This window comes from Solimonas flava DSM 18980 (genome assembly GCF_000426685.1).
Lineage (GTDB): Bacteria > Pseudomonadota > Gammaproteobacteria > Nevskiales > Nevskiaceae > Solimonas > Solimonas flava.
On the sequence record NZ_AUFV01000002.1, the window covers coordinates 447,966 to 461,779 of the forward strand.

At 68.4% G+C, this 13,814-nt stretch carries 15 protein-coding genes and 2 tRNA genes; 9 read left to right on the forward strand and 8 right to left on the reverse strand.

The genetic code is table 11. The features are described from left to right. The 7 genes from K343_RS0104795 to K343_RS0104825 all read right to left on the reverse strand — a co-directional run bounded on the left by K343_RS0104795 (position 1) and on the right by K343_RS0104825 (position 7,602). Positions 1–462: an ExbD/TolR family protein gene (locus K343_RS0104795; RefSeq protein ID WP_245585120.1), complete on the reverse strand. Its 462-nt coding sequence runs from the start codon at positions 460–462 to the stop codon at positions 1–3. 106 nt (positions 463–568) lie between these two features. Further along, a complete protein-coding gene (locus K343_RS0104800) occupies positions 569–1,198 on the reverse strand; it encodes a MotA/TolQ/ExbB proton channel family protein (RefSeq protein ID WP_028007084.1) in 630 nt (209 codons plus the stop codon). Between the two features lie 74 nt (positions 1,199–1,272). Continuing rightward, a complete protein-coding gene (locus tag K343_RS0104805; RefSeq protein WP_154662443.1) occupies positions 1,273–1,656 on the reverse strand; it encodes a hypothetical protein in 384 nt (127 codons plus the stop codon). Then, positions 1,653–2,327 (reverse strand): tetratricopeptide repeat protein, encoded by a 675-nt coding sequence (locus tag K343_RS0104810; protein WP_245585121.1) that lies wholly within the window; start codon positions 2,325–2,327, stop codon positions 1,653–1,655. The genes K343_RS0104805 and K343_RS0104810 overlap by 4 nt, the downstream gene beginning before the upstream one ends. Further along, entirely contained in the window at positions 2,311–5,229 is a 2,919-nt protein-coding gene (locus tag K343_RS0104815; RefSeq protein ID WP_245585122.1) for a tetratricopeptide repeat protein, read from the reverse strand. The genes K343_RS0104810 and K343_RS0104815 overlap by 17 nt, the downstream gene beginning before the upstream one ends. Continuing rightward, positions 5,222–7,039 carry a tetratricopeptide repeat protein gene (locus tag K343_RS0104820; RefSeq protein WP_154662444.1) on the reverse strand — a complete coding sequence of 606 codons (1,818 nt, stop codon included), beginning with the start codon at positions 7,037–7,039 and terminating at the stop codon, positions 5,222–5,224. Before K343_RS0104820 ends, K343_RS0104815 begins: the two co-directional genes overlap by 8 nt. Further along, positions 7,036–7,602, reverse strand: coding sequence for a hypothetical protein (locus tag K343_RS0104825; protein WP_154662445.1), 567 nt, complete (start codon positions 7,600–7,602; stop codon positions 7,036–7,038). Before K343_RS0104825 ends, K343_RS0104820 begins: the two co-directional genes overlap by 4 nt. Positions 7,603–8,027: 425 nt before the next feature. Here K343_RS0104825 and K343_RS21000 point away from each other — a divergent pair, with 425 nt between their 5' ends. The 3 genes from K343_RS21000 to K343_RS0104840 all read left to right on the forward strand — a co-directional run bounded on the left by K343_RS21000 (position 8,028) and on the right by K343_RS0104840 (position 8,510). Next, positions 8,028–8,300, forward strand: a complete 273-nt coding sequence (locus tag K343_RS21000) for an HU family DNA-binding protein (RefSeq protein ID WP_020650070.1) — start codon at positions 8,028–8,030, stop codon at positions 8,298–8,300. Positions 8,301–8,345: 45 nt separating this feature from the next. Continuing rightward, positions 8,346–8,421, forward strand: a tRNA-Val gene (locus tag K343_RS0104835). Between the two features lie 12 nt (positions 8,422–8,433). Next, positions 8,434–8,510 (forward strand) — tRNA-Asp (locus tag K343_RS0104840). 130 nt (positions 8,511–8,640) lie between these two features. Here K343_RS0104840 and K343_RS0104845 read toward each other — a convergent pair. Further along, the gene (locus K343_RS0104845) at positions 8,641–9,009 is read right to left on the reverse strand and encodes a rhodanese-like domain-containing protein (RefSeq protein WP_028007090.1); all 369 of its coding nucleotides are present in this window, start codon (positions 9,007–9,009) and stop codon (positions 8,641–8,643) included. A gap of 182 nt (positions 9,010–9,191) precedes the next feature. Here K343_RS0104845 and K343_RS23240 point away from each other — a divergent pair, with 182 nt between their 5' ends. From K343_RS23240 to K343_RS0104875, 6 genes are read left to right on the forward strand one after another with little or no spacing between them, the layout of a single operon-like run. Further along, entirely contained in the window at positions 9,192–9,980 is a 789-nt protein-coding gene (locus tag K343_RS23240) for an alpha/beta hydrolase (RefSeq protein WP_084615691.1), read from the forward strand. A 16-nt stretch (positions 9,981–9,996) separates the two neighbouring features. After that, positions 9,997–10,764, forward strand: coding sequence for a DUF3450 domain-containing protein (locus K343_RS0104855; RefSeq protein ID WP_051277955.1), 768 nt, complete (start codon positions 9,997–9,999; stop codon positions 10,762–10,764). Then, positions 10,761–12,134 (forward strand): MotA/TolQ/ExbB proton channel family protein, encoded by a 1,374-nt coding sequence (locus tag K343_RS0104860; RefSeq protein ID WP_028007092.1) that lies wholly within the window; start codon positions 10,761–10,763, stop codon positions 12,132–12,134. The genes K343_RS0104855 and K343_RS0104860 overlap by 4 nt, the downstream gene beginning before the upstream one ends. After that, positions 12,124–12,651 (forward strand): MotA/TolQ/ExbB proton channel family protein, encoded by a 528-nt coding sequence (locus tag K343_RS0104865; protein ID WP_028007093.1) that lies wholly within the window; start codon positions 12,124–12,126, stop codon positions 12,649–12,651. Before K343_RS0104860 ends, K343_RS0104865 begins: the two co-directional genes overlap by 11 nt. Positions 12,652–12,653: 2 nt before the next feature. Further along, a complete protein-coding gene (locus K343_RS0104870; RefSeq protein ID WP_020650076.1) occupies positions 12,654–13,064 on the forward strand; it encodes an ExbD/TolR family protein in 411 nt (136 codons plus the stop codon). A gap of 12 nt (positions 13,065–13,076) precedes the next feature. After that, positions 13,077–13,814 (forward strand): energy transducer TonB, encoded by a 738-nt coding sequence (locus tag K343_RS0104875; RefSeq protein WP_028007094.1) that lies wholly within the window; start codon positions 13,077–13,079, stop codon positions 13,812–13,814.

The following is a 13,814-nucleotide window of genomic DNA, read 5'->3' on the forward strand; positions in this document are numbered from 1 at the left end:
TCATGGCGCACCTCCCGGAGCGTCGCCGAGCGAGACGTTCGGGAACATCTCCAGCGGCAGGCCGGCAGCGCGAGCCTCGGCCGGCGCGAAGCGTGCGGCATCCATGATCCGGATCAGATCGTCGTACGGGATGTCGGCTTCGAGCAGCAGCGTCACGTTCGTTTCGCTGGGCGCGGTCTTCTTGACCTCGACGAGCAGATCGCCGAGCGCCTGCACGTTGTAGCCTTCCGGCGTGTTGTCGAGATGACGCAGCGCGCCGTTGCGGTCGGAGACGTCGAGGCCGTTCTTGCGCAGCGTGATCGTCAGCTGCAGCGGCAGCTTGTCGGACACGGCCTGCTGGTCCGGCGACGGCAGATTGAGGTTGATGACGTTGAGCTTGGCGGCGGTGATCGACGAGCTGACGAGCAGGAAGAACACCAGCACCGCGAACACGTCGATCATCGAGACGATGTTCAGCGACACCGCGCGCGCCCTCATCCTCTGATGGCGTTCGAGGCGCCGCGTTCGGCGGGACATTTTCATCCGGAACCCCCGGTGAGACTGGGCCGTGACAACGGCAGGGGCGGGATTACTTGCGCGCGGCGGCGCTGACGAACTTCGCGCAGGCGGCTTCCAGGCTGTCGACGAGTTCGGTCGTCTTGGCCTGCAGCCAGGCGTGGACGAGCAGCGTCGGGATCGCGACCAGCAGGCCGAAGGCCGTGCAGTTCATGGCCTCGGAGATGCCGCGCGACAGCAGGTCGGCCTTTTCCGTCGGGTCGGCGTTGCCGAGCGCCGCGAAGGCGCCGATCAGGCCGATGACGGTGCCGAGCAGGCCGAGCAGCGTCGACATGTTCGAGAACGTGGCGAGGTAGTGCGTGCGCTTTTCGACCGCCGGCAGCACTTCCATCAGCGCTTCCTCGGTGGCCGTCTCCACTTCGTTGCGGTGCGGATCGACCTTGGCCTGCGCGGCGCCGGCGGTGAAGATGCGGGCGACGGCCGCGTCGGAGCCCGAGGCGAGCTGTTCGACCGTGGCGAGATCGCCCTTGGCCAGCAGCGGCACCGCGTCCTGCCAGATCTTGCGGTTCTCGCGCTCGACGCGGCTCAGGAACAGCCAGCGTTCGATCGCGATGGCGACGCTCAGCGCCAGCACGATGGCGATCGGGTACATCATGAAGCCGCCCTTCTGGAAGAAGTGCAGGATGGTCACAAAGAAATCCATGTTGCGTTCCCTCGAATGGTCAGTCGTTACAAATGTCTCTTGTACAGCCAGTCTTCCCTGATCAGGCTGCGCCGCTAGCGTGCCACAGGCGTCACCACGCCCTTCTTCTTCAGTTCCGCCGCGAGCACCTCGTAGTACTCGACCTGGCGGTTGAATACGACACGGTCGATCGGCACCGGTTTTTCTTGCAATAGCCGCGCCGGCCGGTCGATGTCCTTCTCGGCCCGCGCATCGCGCCAGGGCATGATGTAGAGGCCGATCGGCGACTCGCGTTCGCCGAAGATGGTCGTGCCGCCGCCCTCGGCGTGCGGCGTCAGCGTCTCCGGCTTGGCGACGACCGGCTTGTCGCCGCCGCCGCCGATCGCCGGCATCTCATCCTGGGCCGATGCGCTTGCGGATGCGGCCAGCAGCGCGAGTCCCAGCAGTGCCGGACCCGGCCGTACGAACAGGGATTTCATGGCGTCTTCTCCACCGGCGCGACCGCGGCGGGAGCCGGGGCCGGGGTCGCGGCCTTGAGCCGGGACTCCAGCTCGGCGACCCAGGCCATCACGCGCAGGTCTTCCTTGCCGGTCCGCGACTGGTATTCCTTGTACTGCGCCAGCGCCGCCTGCGGCTGCTTCAGGTACTGGTCGAGCAGGATCGCGTAGTTGAGGCGGGCGAGGGGATCGCCCGGATCGGCCTGCAGGGCCTTTTCGTAAGCGAGCCTGGCGCGGTCGTAGCTGCCGGCCTCACGGTTGAGGATGCCGAGCCAGTTGAAGGCGGCGGCATTGGCTGGGTTCAGCGTCGCGGCGCGCGTGAAGGCGTTGATCGCGGCGTCGCGGCGCTTGGACTTCGCGTAAAGGATGCCGAGGTTGGTCCACGGCCCGGAGAACTGCGGGAAGTCCTTGGTCAGCGCCGTGAGCTCGGTTTCGGCCTGCTGCGCGTCGTTGTTCTTCATCAGCTCGAGCGCGGCGTCGAAGCGCTGCTGCGGGTCGCCCTTGTCGGCGACCGGCGCCGACGGCTTGGCGGCCGGTGCGGGCTTGGCGGCCGGACGTTCCGGCTGCGTCGGCGCGCTGCCGCAGGCGGCCAGCCCGAGCACGGGCACGGCCAGCAGCGCGGCGCGCAGGAGGCGCTTACTTGAGGCTTTCATAACGGTCCTGGCCCTGCTCGTGCTTGCCGTACTTGGCCGGCGCCAGCGCGGCGAGCTGCTGGGCGCTCTTGGCGATCCACTCGTCGTAGAGGCCCTGGCCGATGCGGCGCAGGTTGGTCTCGTAAGTCTGGATCGCCTTCTCCTCGAACGGATAGGCCTGTTCTTCGAGCAGCAGGTTGTACTGCTCGATCTCGAGTTCCGATAGCTTCTTCGGCCGCTCCGAATCGAGCAGCGCGCGGCCGAAGCCCTGATACAGGCGGCCGGTCTCGTAGGTCGCCGCCGTCGTCACGTCGGCGTAGCCATAGCTTGCCGACTTCTCGAACCAGGCCAGCGCCTGCTCCATCGCCTGCTTGCGGCGCGGCAGACTCTTCTCGACTGGCGCCGACAGCACGATCGCCTGGGTATCGGCGGCGGCGACGCGACCGAGTTCGAGGCTGGCCTTGGCGGCCAGCGCCTTCGAGCGTTCGGTGGCGCGCGCGCCGGCGCCGTCGCTGACGGCAACCTGCTCGCGCAGTGCCGCGGACAGCTGCTGCGGATTGCCGGCGGTGCGGGCGTAATCGACGAGCCGGCTGCGGGCTTCGACGTTGCGGTCGAAGGCGGCCGGGAAGCTCTTCACGTAGAACTCGTAGGCGGCCGCCGCATCGGTCGACTGGGCTTGGTCGTAGAGGCTCGCCGAACGCCAGGCCGCTTCCTCGCGCGTCTCGGTGCTCTCGCTCGCGCGGCGGGCGATGCGGCCGTAGGCCTGCGCCGCGGCCTGCGGCTTGTGATCCTTCTCGTAGGCGACCGCCAGCTTCTTGTCGACGTCGGCCTCGAGCGCGTGATTCGGGAACAGGCTGCGGAAGTTCTCGAGCACCACCGCCGCGTGCGACCAGTCCTCGAGCGCGAGCAGCGCGGCGGCGCCGTCGTACTCGGCGGTCGCACGGATCTTGGCCTGCGGCGTGACCTGGCCGACGCGCAGGAAGTGCTGCGCCGCGGTGTTCAGGTCGCCGGCGTTGCGCGCGGTTTCGCCCTGCTTGTAGATCGAGGCGGCGAGCTGCTCGATCACGTCGGCGCGCTGCGGCGCGCCGGCCGGCGTCAGCTTGAGTTCTTCGGCGAACGCGGTCTCGGCCTGCGCGTAACGGTCCAGCGCGAACTGTGCGTCGCCGGTGACGCTCCAGGCGATACGGCGCTGCTCGGCGGTGACGTTGCCGCCGGCCTTGATGACGCGCTCGGCGACGGCGATCGCCTGCTCGTAATCCTTCAGCTCGTACAGATCCTCGGCGGTCTGCGTCAGCACCGCGTTGCGCTGCGCGTGCGCCGGGTAGGTGTCGGCGAGCTTGAGGCTCTCGGCGATCGCCAGCTTCAGTGCTTCCGGACGCTGCGTCGCCGGCACTTCCTTGGCGTATTTCTGATACGCGAGCACTGCGGCGTAGGCCGCTTCCGGCGCCTTGACGTGCGGACGGTAGCCGTAGGCGGTCTTGCTGTACTCCTGCGCGGCTTCCAGCGTGTGGCCGCCGTCGAGCAGGGCGTCGCCGAGCAGGAAGTTGATGTCCGGCAGCTTGGCGTCCTGCGGGTACAGCTCGATGATGCGGCGGTACGACTGCGCGGCGGTCAGGAATTCCGCCGGCGGCGCTGCGGCCGCAGCGTTCGGCGTCCGGGCCTGCGCCTGCTGCGCGGCGGCGAGCTTCTGCTGGGCCATCGCGTGGTAATACTTGGCGATGTCCTCGAGATGCGCGCGCAGCGCCGTCATCACCTCCGGCGTCGCCGGCTGGCCCTGCCAGTACGGCGCCGACGGATCGTAGGCTGCCGCGTAGCGCTCCTTTTCCTTGATCGTCAGCTCAGTGAAGCCGCCCTGCTCATAGGCGGCGATCACGCGAGTCTGGAAGCCGGGCGCCAGCGGCGAGCCCGGATAGCGCTGGATGAACGCGGCATTGGCATTGGCCGCGTCGGTATAGCGCGATTTTTCGAGCAGCGCGTCGCCGAGCGCGATGTACAGCAGCGGATAGAAACGCGGGTCGCCGTGGCGCGCGAGGTAGTCGTTCAGCGCCGGCCCGCCGCCGAGCGTGGTCAGCGACAGCGTGACGACGCGCAGCGCGTCCTTGGCCAGATCGTACTTTTCCTTGGCGACGCCGTTCAGCGCGGCTTCCGGATCAGTGGTCTCGCCGGCCGGCAGCTCGCGATCGAGGATGTCGAAGAAGGTCGCGATCGCCGGCTCGTACTTCGACTGCTTGTACAGCGCCCAGCCGTACTTGTACTGCGCCGGCACGAAGAACGGCGTGCCGTCCTTCAGATCCATGACCGTCTTGTATTCGAGCTCGGCTTCGCCGTAGCGGGTTCGCGCGAACAGCAGCTCGGCGCGGCGGAAATGGGCGTCGCCGGACAGGTTGGAATCGGGCAGGCGCTCGTTGAGGCGCTTGAGCGTGTCGATCGCCGCGTCGGTCTCGCCGATGTTCTGCTGCGCGCGGGCCAGCTGGTAGTAGATCCGATCGTTCTTCGGGTCCTGCGGATGTGCATACAGCAGCTCGTTGTAGAGCTTGATCGACTCGCGCAGGTTCTTCTCGGATTCCTGTGTCGTGCCGCTGGCGTCGGCCATCTGCACCTGCAGGTCGGCGAGGCGCCGCGTCGCTTCGTTGCGCGTGTCGGCATCCGGCTGCAGTTCGAGCAGCTTGCGATAGTTGTCGGCGGCCTTCTGCGCGTCCGGCGCGACGTCCTCGGACTGGATGACCGGCAGGACGTTTTCGTCCGGGGCCTTCTGCTTGCCGATCGCCTGGCGGATCGGTGGCGCGGAGTCCTTGACGACCTGCGGCGTACAGGCCGACAGCGCCAGCACTGCCTGCGCGACGGCGGCGAGCACAAACAGCGGACGGGTCGGGAAACGATGCGGGCGGGCCGCTCTGCGATTGGCGTTCATCGTGTCAGTCACGGCCGAGCTCGCCCTTCTGCTGGCGATCGTACAGGCGCGCCAGCGCGAAGCGCGCCTCGATCAGATAGCGTTCGATCTGCTTGCGCTGGCCTTCGAGTTCTTGCGTCGCCATGTCCTGCAGCAGCTGCGCCTGCGCGCCGCCGGCGACGCCGAGCTGTTCGCGCAGATTGCCGACGCGGGCCTTCAGCGCCAGCGTGCGCTCGTACGGACCGTTGAAGCGGGCGGGCGGTGCGGCGAGCGCGAGCGGCGGCAGGTGCGGCGCCGCCGGCGCAGTCTTGGCCGCGTAGCGGCCGGGGACGGCGAGATGCGTATCGAGTCGCAGCGTCGCCTTGGTGCCGGCATACGGGAGCTCGGTGTCTCGCAGCGCACGGCGTACGAGCTCGTCCGCATTGCCCGGCGCCTTCTCGGTCGTCAGGTAGCCGCGCTCGATGCCGTCCAGGCGCGAGCGCCAGGTCTCGAGATTGCGCGACATCATGCGCAGGTCGCGGTAGTTCTTCAGCGCCTCCTGGAAGCGATGCTCGGCGAGCAGGCTTTGCAGGAAGTAGGTTTCCGGCGCATCCGGCAGGTCGCGCAGCTTCCAGTCCCAGCCGGCCTCGGAGTCGAGGTCGCGGCGCACGATCGTTTCGACCATGCGGCCCTGCTTGATCGAGGCCATCGCGGCGTTCATGCGCTCGCGGCTGGTCTCGAGCACCTCGACCGCCTTCTCATAGTACTGCAGCGCCTGCGTGTGCGCGCCGAGCTGGTCGAGCGTGTACGGAATCGCCAGCCAGGCTTCCTGCACGGCGGGGTCCATCGGATCGCGCGAGATCAGCTCGACCCATGCGACCAGCGCGCGGCGCAGCGCCGCCTCGGTATCCGGATCGCCGCTGCGCAGGCGGAACGAGCGCATGCCGGCGCGATCGAAGACGTCGCGGTCGAGATAGCCGGGGCGGATCAGGACGCCGAGCGTCGAGAACGAGGTGTAGGCCCGCGATTCCGGGGCCTTGTCGTCCGGCGTTTCCGATTTCTGGATGCGCGAACCCTGCGGGGCCAGTTCGGCCCAGCCGAGGCCGAGCAGCGCCCGGTTCGAGAACGGTCCGTCGACGCGCACGCGGCTCAGCACCGGCTTGGCGGTGCCGCCCTGCTGCGTCTGCAGGAAGTGCCAGCCGAGCGTGAGATTGGCGCGGTCGCGCAGCGCCAGGTCTTCCTCGTTGCCGGGGCGCAGCGTGCCGACGCGGTCGAGCACGGTCTGGCCCTGGGCGGTGCGGCCGTCATTGAGCAGCGCGATGCCGAGGTTGTAGCGCGTGAACGGCGACTGCTTGGAGGCGTTGTCCTCCTTGAGCAGCACGTCGGCGGCTTCACCATAGCGGCCTTCGGCCATCAGCACGCGCGCCAGCAGATCCTGCCAGTCCGGGATCAGTTCCGGCGCCAGCTTCTCGCGGATGCGGTACAGCGTGGCGCGCGCCTCGGCGTTGTAGCCGCGCTGGAAATCGAACTCGCAGAGCCGCAGCTGGGCGCGGGCGACGTCCTTGGCGTTGCCGCCGGAGGCGGCGACGCTGCGATAGATCGCCTCGGCGCGATCGCGCATGCCGAAGCCGAGGTAGTTGTCGGCCGTGCGCCACTGGAATTCCAGCGGCATCTTCAGCGGGTCGGTCCCGCCGGCGAGCTGGCGCAGTTCGACCAGCGCCGAGAAATGGCGCTTGTCGTTGTCGAGGTAGCGCGACAGCCGGACCTGCGGATCGTCGGCGCTGCCTTCCTTATAGATTTCCACCGCGGAAGCGGCGAGCGGCAGCAGCGCGGCGAAGGCGGCGAGCGGGAACAGGCGCTTCATTGCGCGGCCCTCCACTGCTTCATCGTCAGTCGCGGGCGGCCGCCGAAGCGGCTCTCGCGGCTGATGACGAACTCGACGTCGGTCGCCTGCGCCGACTTGTCGATCGTCGTCTCGTAACGGTCGGTGAGCAGCGGGTCGCTCGGCTTGGCGTCCGCGTACTTGCCGGTGAAGCTGATGCGCAGCTTGTGCGGGCCGGGATCGGCCGACACGCGCATCAGGCGCTGCAGGCTGTTCTTGCCGAGGATCGCGCGCGCGTCGAATTCATCGTAGTGATAGACCTCGGCGGGGCGGTCATCGAGCGCGACGGTGACGTCCTGCAGCAGCAGGCCGCCGGCCTTGACGCTCAGATAGACGTTGAGCCGGTCATAGGCGGGCAGCAGCGCGTCGACTTCGACGGACGCGGCCTCGCTGTTGAACTCGAGCACCTCGTCCTTGAGGGCCTGCACGGTTTGGTCGAGCTTGATCGCCTGCTCGCTGAGGTCCGCCGCGGCGGCCGCAAGGGGCAAGCTGCACGCGAGCACGAGGCTCGCGCCTAGGGCCTTCAGGCCTCGAGTTCTCGGCATCTGGAGGATTGGATCCGAATGGGTCCGTCGGAGTGTAGCAAAGCCGTACTCGCGATAGGTCGTCCAAACCCGGATCGAGGAATGGAAGAATGCGTACACGCGCACGTTCCTTTGGCGATGGCGGCATGAGCGGCGCGCGCTCGCGGACAAAAGGCGCGTCGTCTCAATTGACGCCGGCGCGAAGGGGCGGCAGGCATGCCGGATGCTGCAAAAAAGTGTTCGCACGCTAGGCAGATGCACGTTCTTCGTTGTGTTGACGCTCGAAAACCCGCTTGCTATAAAGCGCCGCAACCCGCAGTGACCTATGCGAACGCGCTTGCATCGGCGTACGTCGATATATCGTCCAAGCAACGGGCACGCCGCATCATATTTACAGCATCATTACTTCGGCCCACGCCGTCATTCATATTTAGGGGACGTACTCCATGAACAAGACTGAACTGATCAACGCGATCGCCGACAAGGCTGACCTGTCGAAGGCCGACGCCGGCCGCGCGGTCGATGCCCTCTTCGAAGTCGTCGGCAAGGCGCTCAAGAAGAAGGACAAGGTTTCGCTCGTCGGCTTCGGCACCTTCCTCGTCCGCGAGCGCGCCGCGCGTTCGGGCCGCAACCCGAAGACGGGCGCCACCATCAAGATCAAGGCGAGCAAGACGCCGTCGTTCAAGGCTGGCAAAGCGCTCAAGGACATGGTAAAGTAGCGGTCTTTCCACGGTAGATTGCTGATGTAGGGCAAACGCCGGTCAGGGTGCTTAGCTCAGTCGGTAGAGCGTCGCCCTTACAAGGCGAATGTCGGCGGTTCGAGCCCGTCAGCACCCACCATGGATTTCAAGTGGAGCGGTAGTTCAGTTGGTTAGAATACCGGCCTGTCACGCCGGGGGTCGCGGGTTCGAGCCCCGTCCGCTCCGCCACGAATCAAGCAAAAGGCGCCCTCCGGGCGCCTTTTGTTTTTCCGCCCGCTTTTCTTGCGCGCCGCCGCTCGCCGGCGTTTGCCATGCAATTGAAGTGTGCGCGTGCGCAGACGGCAGGCGCGCGGCCCGATCATGGTTCGATGGGGACCCGCTCCTTCAGCGCGCGCCAGCCTCCGTCAATCGACCAGACCTGGCGATAGCCCATCTTCTGGATGTTGTCGGCGGCGAGCGCCGAGCGATAGCCGCCGCCGCAATAGAGGAACAGCGGCGTGTCCTTGTCCGGTACGCGCGCTTCGATATCGCGTTCGATGATGCCCTTGCCGAGCCATTCGGCACCGCGCACATGCCCGGCCGCGAACTCGCTCTGCTCGCGGACGTCGAGCAGGCGCGCCTGCGGGTGCTGCGCCATCGTTTGCAGCAGCTCGGCGGCAGGCACTTCGCGAATATGCGGACGCACGCTGTCGACGAGCGCGAGAAAGCCCGGAGAATGATCGGCCATGGTCGTGCCTCTTGCGTTGAGCCGGTGAGGGTGAAGCTCTAGATTATGACGGCGGTCACTCCCGCGCCGGAACTGGCACGTCCACCATCGGGAGCTTGTCGGCTGCATCATTCGTCTGCGCGCGCGACCGCCGTCGTCCGGCCGATTCTTCGTGCGCGAGCTGCACCTTGGGAGGGGAGAGCATGGGATATCCGGTCGTTCTGGTTCATGGCATGTGGTGTACCGGCGCGAGCTGGAAGCGCGTCGCCGACATCCTCACCGCGCGCGGCTACGACTGCCACGCGCCGTCGCTGCCGGCGCATGACGATTCGACAGATCAGCCGCTGCAGGTTCGCCGCAAGAGCCTGCGCGAGTACCTCGATTTCCTGCAACGCTCGATCGAGGCGCAGCACTACGAGCGTGCGCCGATCATCGTCGGCCATTCGATGGGCGGCTTGCTCGCGCAGCAGCTCGCGACGCGCGTCGATCCTCTGGCGCTGATACTGCTGACCCCGGCGGCGCCGGCCGGCATCAATGCGCTGACGCCCGCCGTCGTCGCGGCGTTCGCGCCGTGGCTGTGCAGCGGCCTGTTCTGGCGCAATGCCCACAAGCCGAGCTTCGCGCATGCGCAGCGTTACGCGTTCAACGGCGTGCCGGCCGACCGCCATCGCGCCCTTTACGAAAGCCTGGTGCACGAATCCGGTCGTGCTTCGTTCGAGCTCGGCATGTGGCCACTGGATCTTGCGCGCGCGTCGGCTGTCGAAGCGGTCAAGGTGCGCTGCCCTGTCTACGTCGTAAGCTGCGGAAAAGACCGGCTGACGCCGGCCAGCGTGGTTCGCAAGGTCGCCCGGCGCTATTCGCAGGTGACGATGCGCCACTACCCGGAGCGCGGGCACTGGGTGATCGACGACGAGGAGACCGACGAAATGATGCATGCCATTTGCGGCTGGCTGAGGCCTTTCGAACAGCGCAACGCTCGCGCGGCGCGCTGACGTGCGCGCATCGGCGATGGATCGCTCGAAGGCCGGCCGGCATGTGCTGGCGCTGGCCGCATGGCTGGGCTGGGCGCTGCCGGCGGCCGCGCAGTCCGACAGCCTGGGCAAGGCGCTCGATACCGCGCAGCAGGCGCAGCGCTCCGCGGTCGCCTCGCAGCAGCGCGTCGATCAGCTCGACGACCAGACGCGCGCGCTGCTCGAGCGCTATCGCGCGGCGACTTGGCAGTCCCAGCAGCTGAACGTCTACGCGCAGCAGCTCAATGAACTGCTCGCGCAGCAGGTGACGGAGATTCAGAGCCTGCGTGCGCAGCTCGCCGATCTCGATCGCGCTGGCGAGGACCTGATGCCGCTGATGCTGCGCATGACCGACAGCCTCGCGCAGTTCGTGTCGCTGGACCTGCCGTTCCTCGGCGACGAGCGCCGCGAGCGCCTGGCGAATCTGAAGCGGGCGCTCGGCGACCCGCAGGTCAATGCCGGCGAGAAATTCCGCCGCATCCTCGAGGCCTATCAGGTCGAGATCGATTACGGCCGCGCGCTCGGCGTCGAGCGCGTCGAGATCGGACCGGAGACCGTCGACATGCTGCGCGTCGGGCGCGTCGCGCTGTACGCCCTGGCGCCGGATGGCAGCCGCCCGCGCATCTGGAACGCCGCGTCGAAGCAATGGGACGCCTTGCCGCGCGGTGACGCGGCGGCGATCCGCGAGGGATTGAAGATGGCCCGCGAGCTGACGGCGGCGAACCTGCTGCAGCTGCCGGTGCCGGCCGCGCGGAGCGCGCCATGAAGCGTCTCCAAGCGTTGATGGTGGCGGGCGCGCTGCTGGTCGGCGCCACGCCGGTCTCGGCGGCGGAGCCGGCGAACGGCCTCGATGCCTTGCTCAAGCAGGTGCAGGACGCCGCCGGCCAGAACGCGCGCCTGAATCAGGAGCGCGAGCAGCGCTTCCTGCGCAACAAGAACGAGCAGGCCGCGCTCGTGCAGAAGGCGGAGGCCGAGCTGGCGGCCGCCAAGGCGCGCGCCGACGCGGTGCGCGTGCGCTTCGCCGCCAACCAGAAGGAAATCGCCGAGCTGAAGACGCAGCTGCAGGCGCGTGCCGGCGATTACGTACAGGTCCAGGGCGCCGTCAAGGAAGCGGCCGGCGCGTTTCGTGCCGTCGCCGTCGAATCGCCGATCAGCGCGCAGGCGCCGGACCGTCTTGCCACGCTCGACGCGCTCGCCGACCGCGACGGCTATCCGCCGGTCGCCGAGCTCGAGCGCTTCTGGTACGGCCTGCAGCAGGAACTGGTCGAGGGCGGCCGCGTGGCGCGCTTCACGGCGCCGGTCGTCGATCCGGACGGCCAGCGCGCCGAGCGCGAAGTCGTGCGCATCGGCAGCTTCGGCGCCTTCGCCGACGGGCGCTATCTGGTCTTCGACGCGCAGGCGAACGTCCTTGCCGAGCTGACGCGCCAGCCGGCGCGGCACTGGCGCGCGCTGGCGCGCGACTTCGCCGCAACGCGCGACGGTCTTGCGCCGGCGATGATCGATCCGTCGCATGGCAGTCTGCTCGCGCAGGAAGCGCTGCGGCCGGGACTCGCCGAGCGTATCCATCAGGGCGGTTCGATCGCCTACGTCATCATCGCGATCGGTGCCGCCGGCGCGATGCTCGCGCTCTACCAGCTCGTCTATCTGCTGCGGGTCGGCGGACAGGTGCGCGCGCAGCTGCGCGACATCGGCCGGCCGCGCACCGACAATCCGCTCGGCCGCGTGCTTGCCGCGTTCCGCGGCGATCCGGCCCAGGGCATCGGCGACGCCGAGGTCCTGGAACTGCGTCTGTCCGAGGCGATCCTGCGCGAGATTCCCGCGCTCGAGCGCTTCCAGCCGCTGCTGCGCCTGATCATCGCCGCCGGCCCGCTGCTGGGGCTCGTCGGTACGGTCACCGGCATGATCATCACCTTCCAGGTGATCCAGGAGCAGGGCGCCGGCGATCCGCGCCTGATGGCCGGCGGCATCTCGCAGGCCATGATCACGACCGTGCTCGGCCTCGGCGTCGCCGTGCCGATGCTGTTCGTCAACGCGATCCTTTCGGCGCGCTCGCGCGTGCTCGTGCAGATCCTCGACGAGCAGAGCGCCGGCCTGCTCGCACGGCACATCGAGAGCGGAGCGGCCGATGCGCCTTGAGTGGTTGTTCGCGCCGTTCGGTTCGGTTTCGGCGCTGATCGAGGCCGGCGGCTGGGTGCTGCCGTGGATCTTCGTCACCGCGCTGCTGATGTGGACGCTGATCGCCGAGCGCTGGTGGTACTTCCGGCGCATCTATCCGGCGCAACGCGAAGCGCTGCGCGCGCAGTGGCTGGAGCGCGCCGAGCGACGCTCGTGGGGCGCGCGACAGATTCGCGCGATGCTGCTGTCGCAGGCGCAGGTGGCGATGAGCGCGCCGCTGCCGCTGCTGCGCGTGACGGTGCCGATCGCGCCGCTGCTCGGCCTGCTCGGCACGGTCACCGGCATGCTCGAAGTCTTCGACGGCATGATGATCAGCGGCTCGGCCGACGCGCGAACCATGGCCTACGGCGTCTCGCACGCGATGATCGCGACGCTGGCCGGCCTGGTCGTCAGCGTCAGCGGCATGTATTTCCTGAATCGCTTCCAGACCCGCGTGCAGCGCGAGGCGGAACGCTTCGGTGACGAGCTGGTGTTCTGAGCATGCGCACGCGCCGCCACACGCACCCGCCCGAGGAAACCGGCATCGATCTCGCGCCGATGCTGGACTTCGTGCTCAACCTGCTGATCTTCTTCATCATCACCAATACCTTCGTGTCGGAGGCCGGCATTCACATCGAGCGCCCGGTCGCCAGCACGGCGGTGCGCCAGGAGCGCAGCAATGTGCTGGTCGCGATCGCGCCGAACGGCGAGGTCTGGAGCGACGGCCAGCGCGTCGACATCCGCGCGCTGCGCGCGCATCTGCAGAAGCGGCGTCAGGAGAATCCCAACGCGGCGGTGATCGTGCAGGCCGATCGCGACGCGCGCGCCGGCCTCGTCGTCGAAGCGATGGACCAGGCGCGGCTCGCCGGCTTCAAGAACGTGGCGATTGCCGCCACGCCGGCCGCGAAGTAAGGAGCAGCGGCCATGACGGCCCGCGCCGCGATCGCCGAAGCCCGCTGGTCGCGCCTGATCGTGCCGCCGCTGCTCGGCCTCGTCGCGGCGCTGCTGCTGTTCTGGGCGATGTACCGGCTGATCCAGCCGCCGGCGCATGAGGGCACGGCACTGCGCACGAGCGGTCCGATCGAGGTCGTGGCGCCGCCGCCGGCGCGCGACGAGCCGCCGGATACCGCGCTGGCCCAGGCGCCGGCGCCGGCGCCGGATGCGCCGCCATCGCTCGCGCGTCCGGATCTGCCGTCGCTGCCGGCGGCGGCGATGGCCGCCGCGCCGCTCGACGTCGGGCCGATCTCGGTGCCGGTCACGCTCGGCGCCGGCGGCCTGTCGATCACCGGCACGACCGGCTTCGCGGGCTTCGCGGGCCGTGGCGGCGGCGGTGGCGGCAATGGCACGGGCGGCGCCGGCTTCGGTAGCGGGCAGGGCTTCAAGGGCAAGCCGCTGGTGCCCTTGTCGACGGCGCGCCCGCAGATGCCGGACTGGGCCTGCAAGCAGAAGATCCGCGGCTGGGTCGAGGTCGTGTTCACGGTGATGCCGAACGGCCGCGTCCGCGACGTACGCCTCGTTGACGCCGATCCGAAGGGCGTGTTCGAGGCGGCGGCGATCGAGAGCATCTCGAACTGGATCTACGAATCGAGCGACGTCGCGCGCGAGGTCAAGCAGCGCGTCGACATGCTGCCCGAAGAATGCGCCTACAACTGGAAGCAGTGA

Coding starts and splice junctions, on each gene's coding strand:
- K343_RS0104800 (WP_028007084.1), bottom strand. CDS start 1,198: ATGGATTTCTTTGTGACCATCCTGCACTTCTTCCAGAAGGGCGGCTTC.
- K343_RS0104805 (WP_154662443.1), bottom strand. CDS start 1,656: ATGAAATCCCTGTTCGTACGGCCGGGTCCGGCACTGCTGGGACTCGCG.
- K343_RS0104810 (WP_245585121.1), bottom strand. CDS start 2,327: ATGAAAGCCTCAAGTAAGCGCCTCCTGCGCGCCGCGCTGCTGGCCGTG.
- K343_RS0104820 (WP_154662444.1), bottom strand. CDS start 7,039: ATGAAGCGCCTGTTCCCGCTCGCCGCCTTCGCCGCGCTGCTGCCGCTC.
- K343_RS0104825 (WP_154662445.1), bottom strand. CDS start 7,602: ATGCCGAGAACTCGAGGCCTGAAGGCCCTAGGCGCGAGCCTCGTGCTC.
- K343_RS21000 (WP_020650070.1), top strand. CDS start 8,028: ATGAACAAGACTGAACTGATCAACGCGATCGCCGACAAGGCTGACCTG.
- K343_RS0104845 (WP_028007090.1), bottom strand. CDS start 9,009: ATGGCCGATCATTCTCCGGGCTTTCTCGCGCTCGTCGACAGCGTGCGT.
- K343_RS23240 (WP_084615691.1), top strand. CDS start 9,192: ATGGGATATCCGGTCGTTCTGGTTCATGGCATGTGGTGTACCGGCGCG.
- K343_RS0104855 (WP_051277955.1), top strand. CDS start 9,997: ATGGATCGCTCGAAGGCCGGCCGGCATGTGCTGGCGCTGGCCGCATGG.
- K343_RS0104860 (WP_028007092.1), top strand. CDS start 10,761: ATGAAGCGTCTCCAAGCGTTGATGGTGGCGGGCGCGCTGCTGGTCGGC.
- K343_RS0104865 (WP_028007093.1), top strand. CDS start 12,124: ATGCGCCTTGAGTGGTTGTTCGCGCCGTTCGGTTCGGTTTCGGCGCTG.
- K343_RS0104870 (WP_020650076.1), top strand. CDS start 12,654: ATGCGCACGCGCCGCCACACGCACCCGCCCGAGGAAACCGGCATCGAT.
- K343_RS0104875 (WP_028007094.1), top strand. CDS start 13,077: ATGACGGCCCGCGCCGCGATCGCCGAAGCCCGCTGGTCGCGCCTGATC.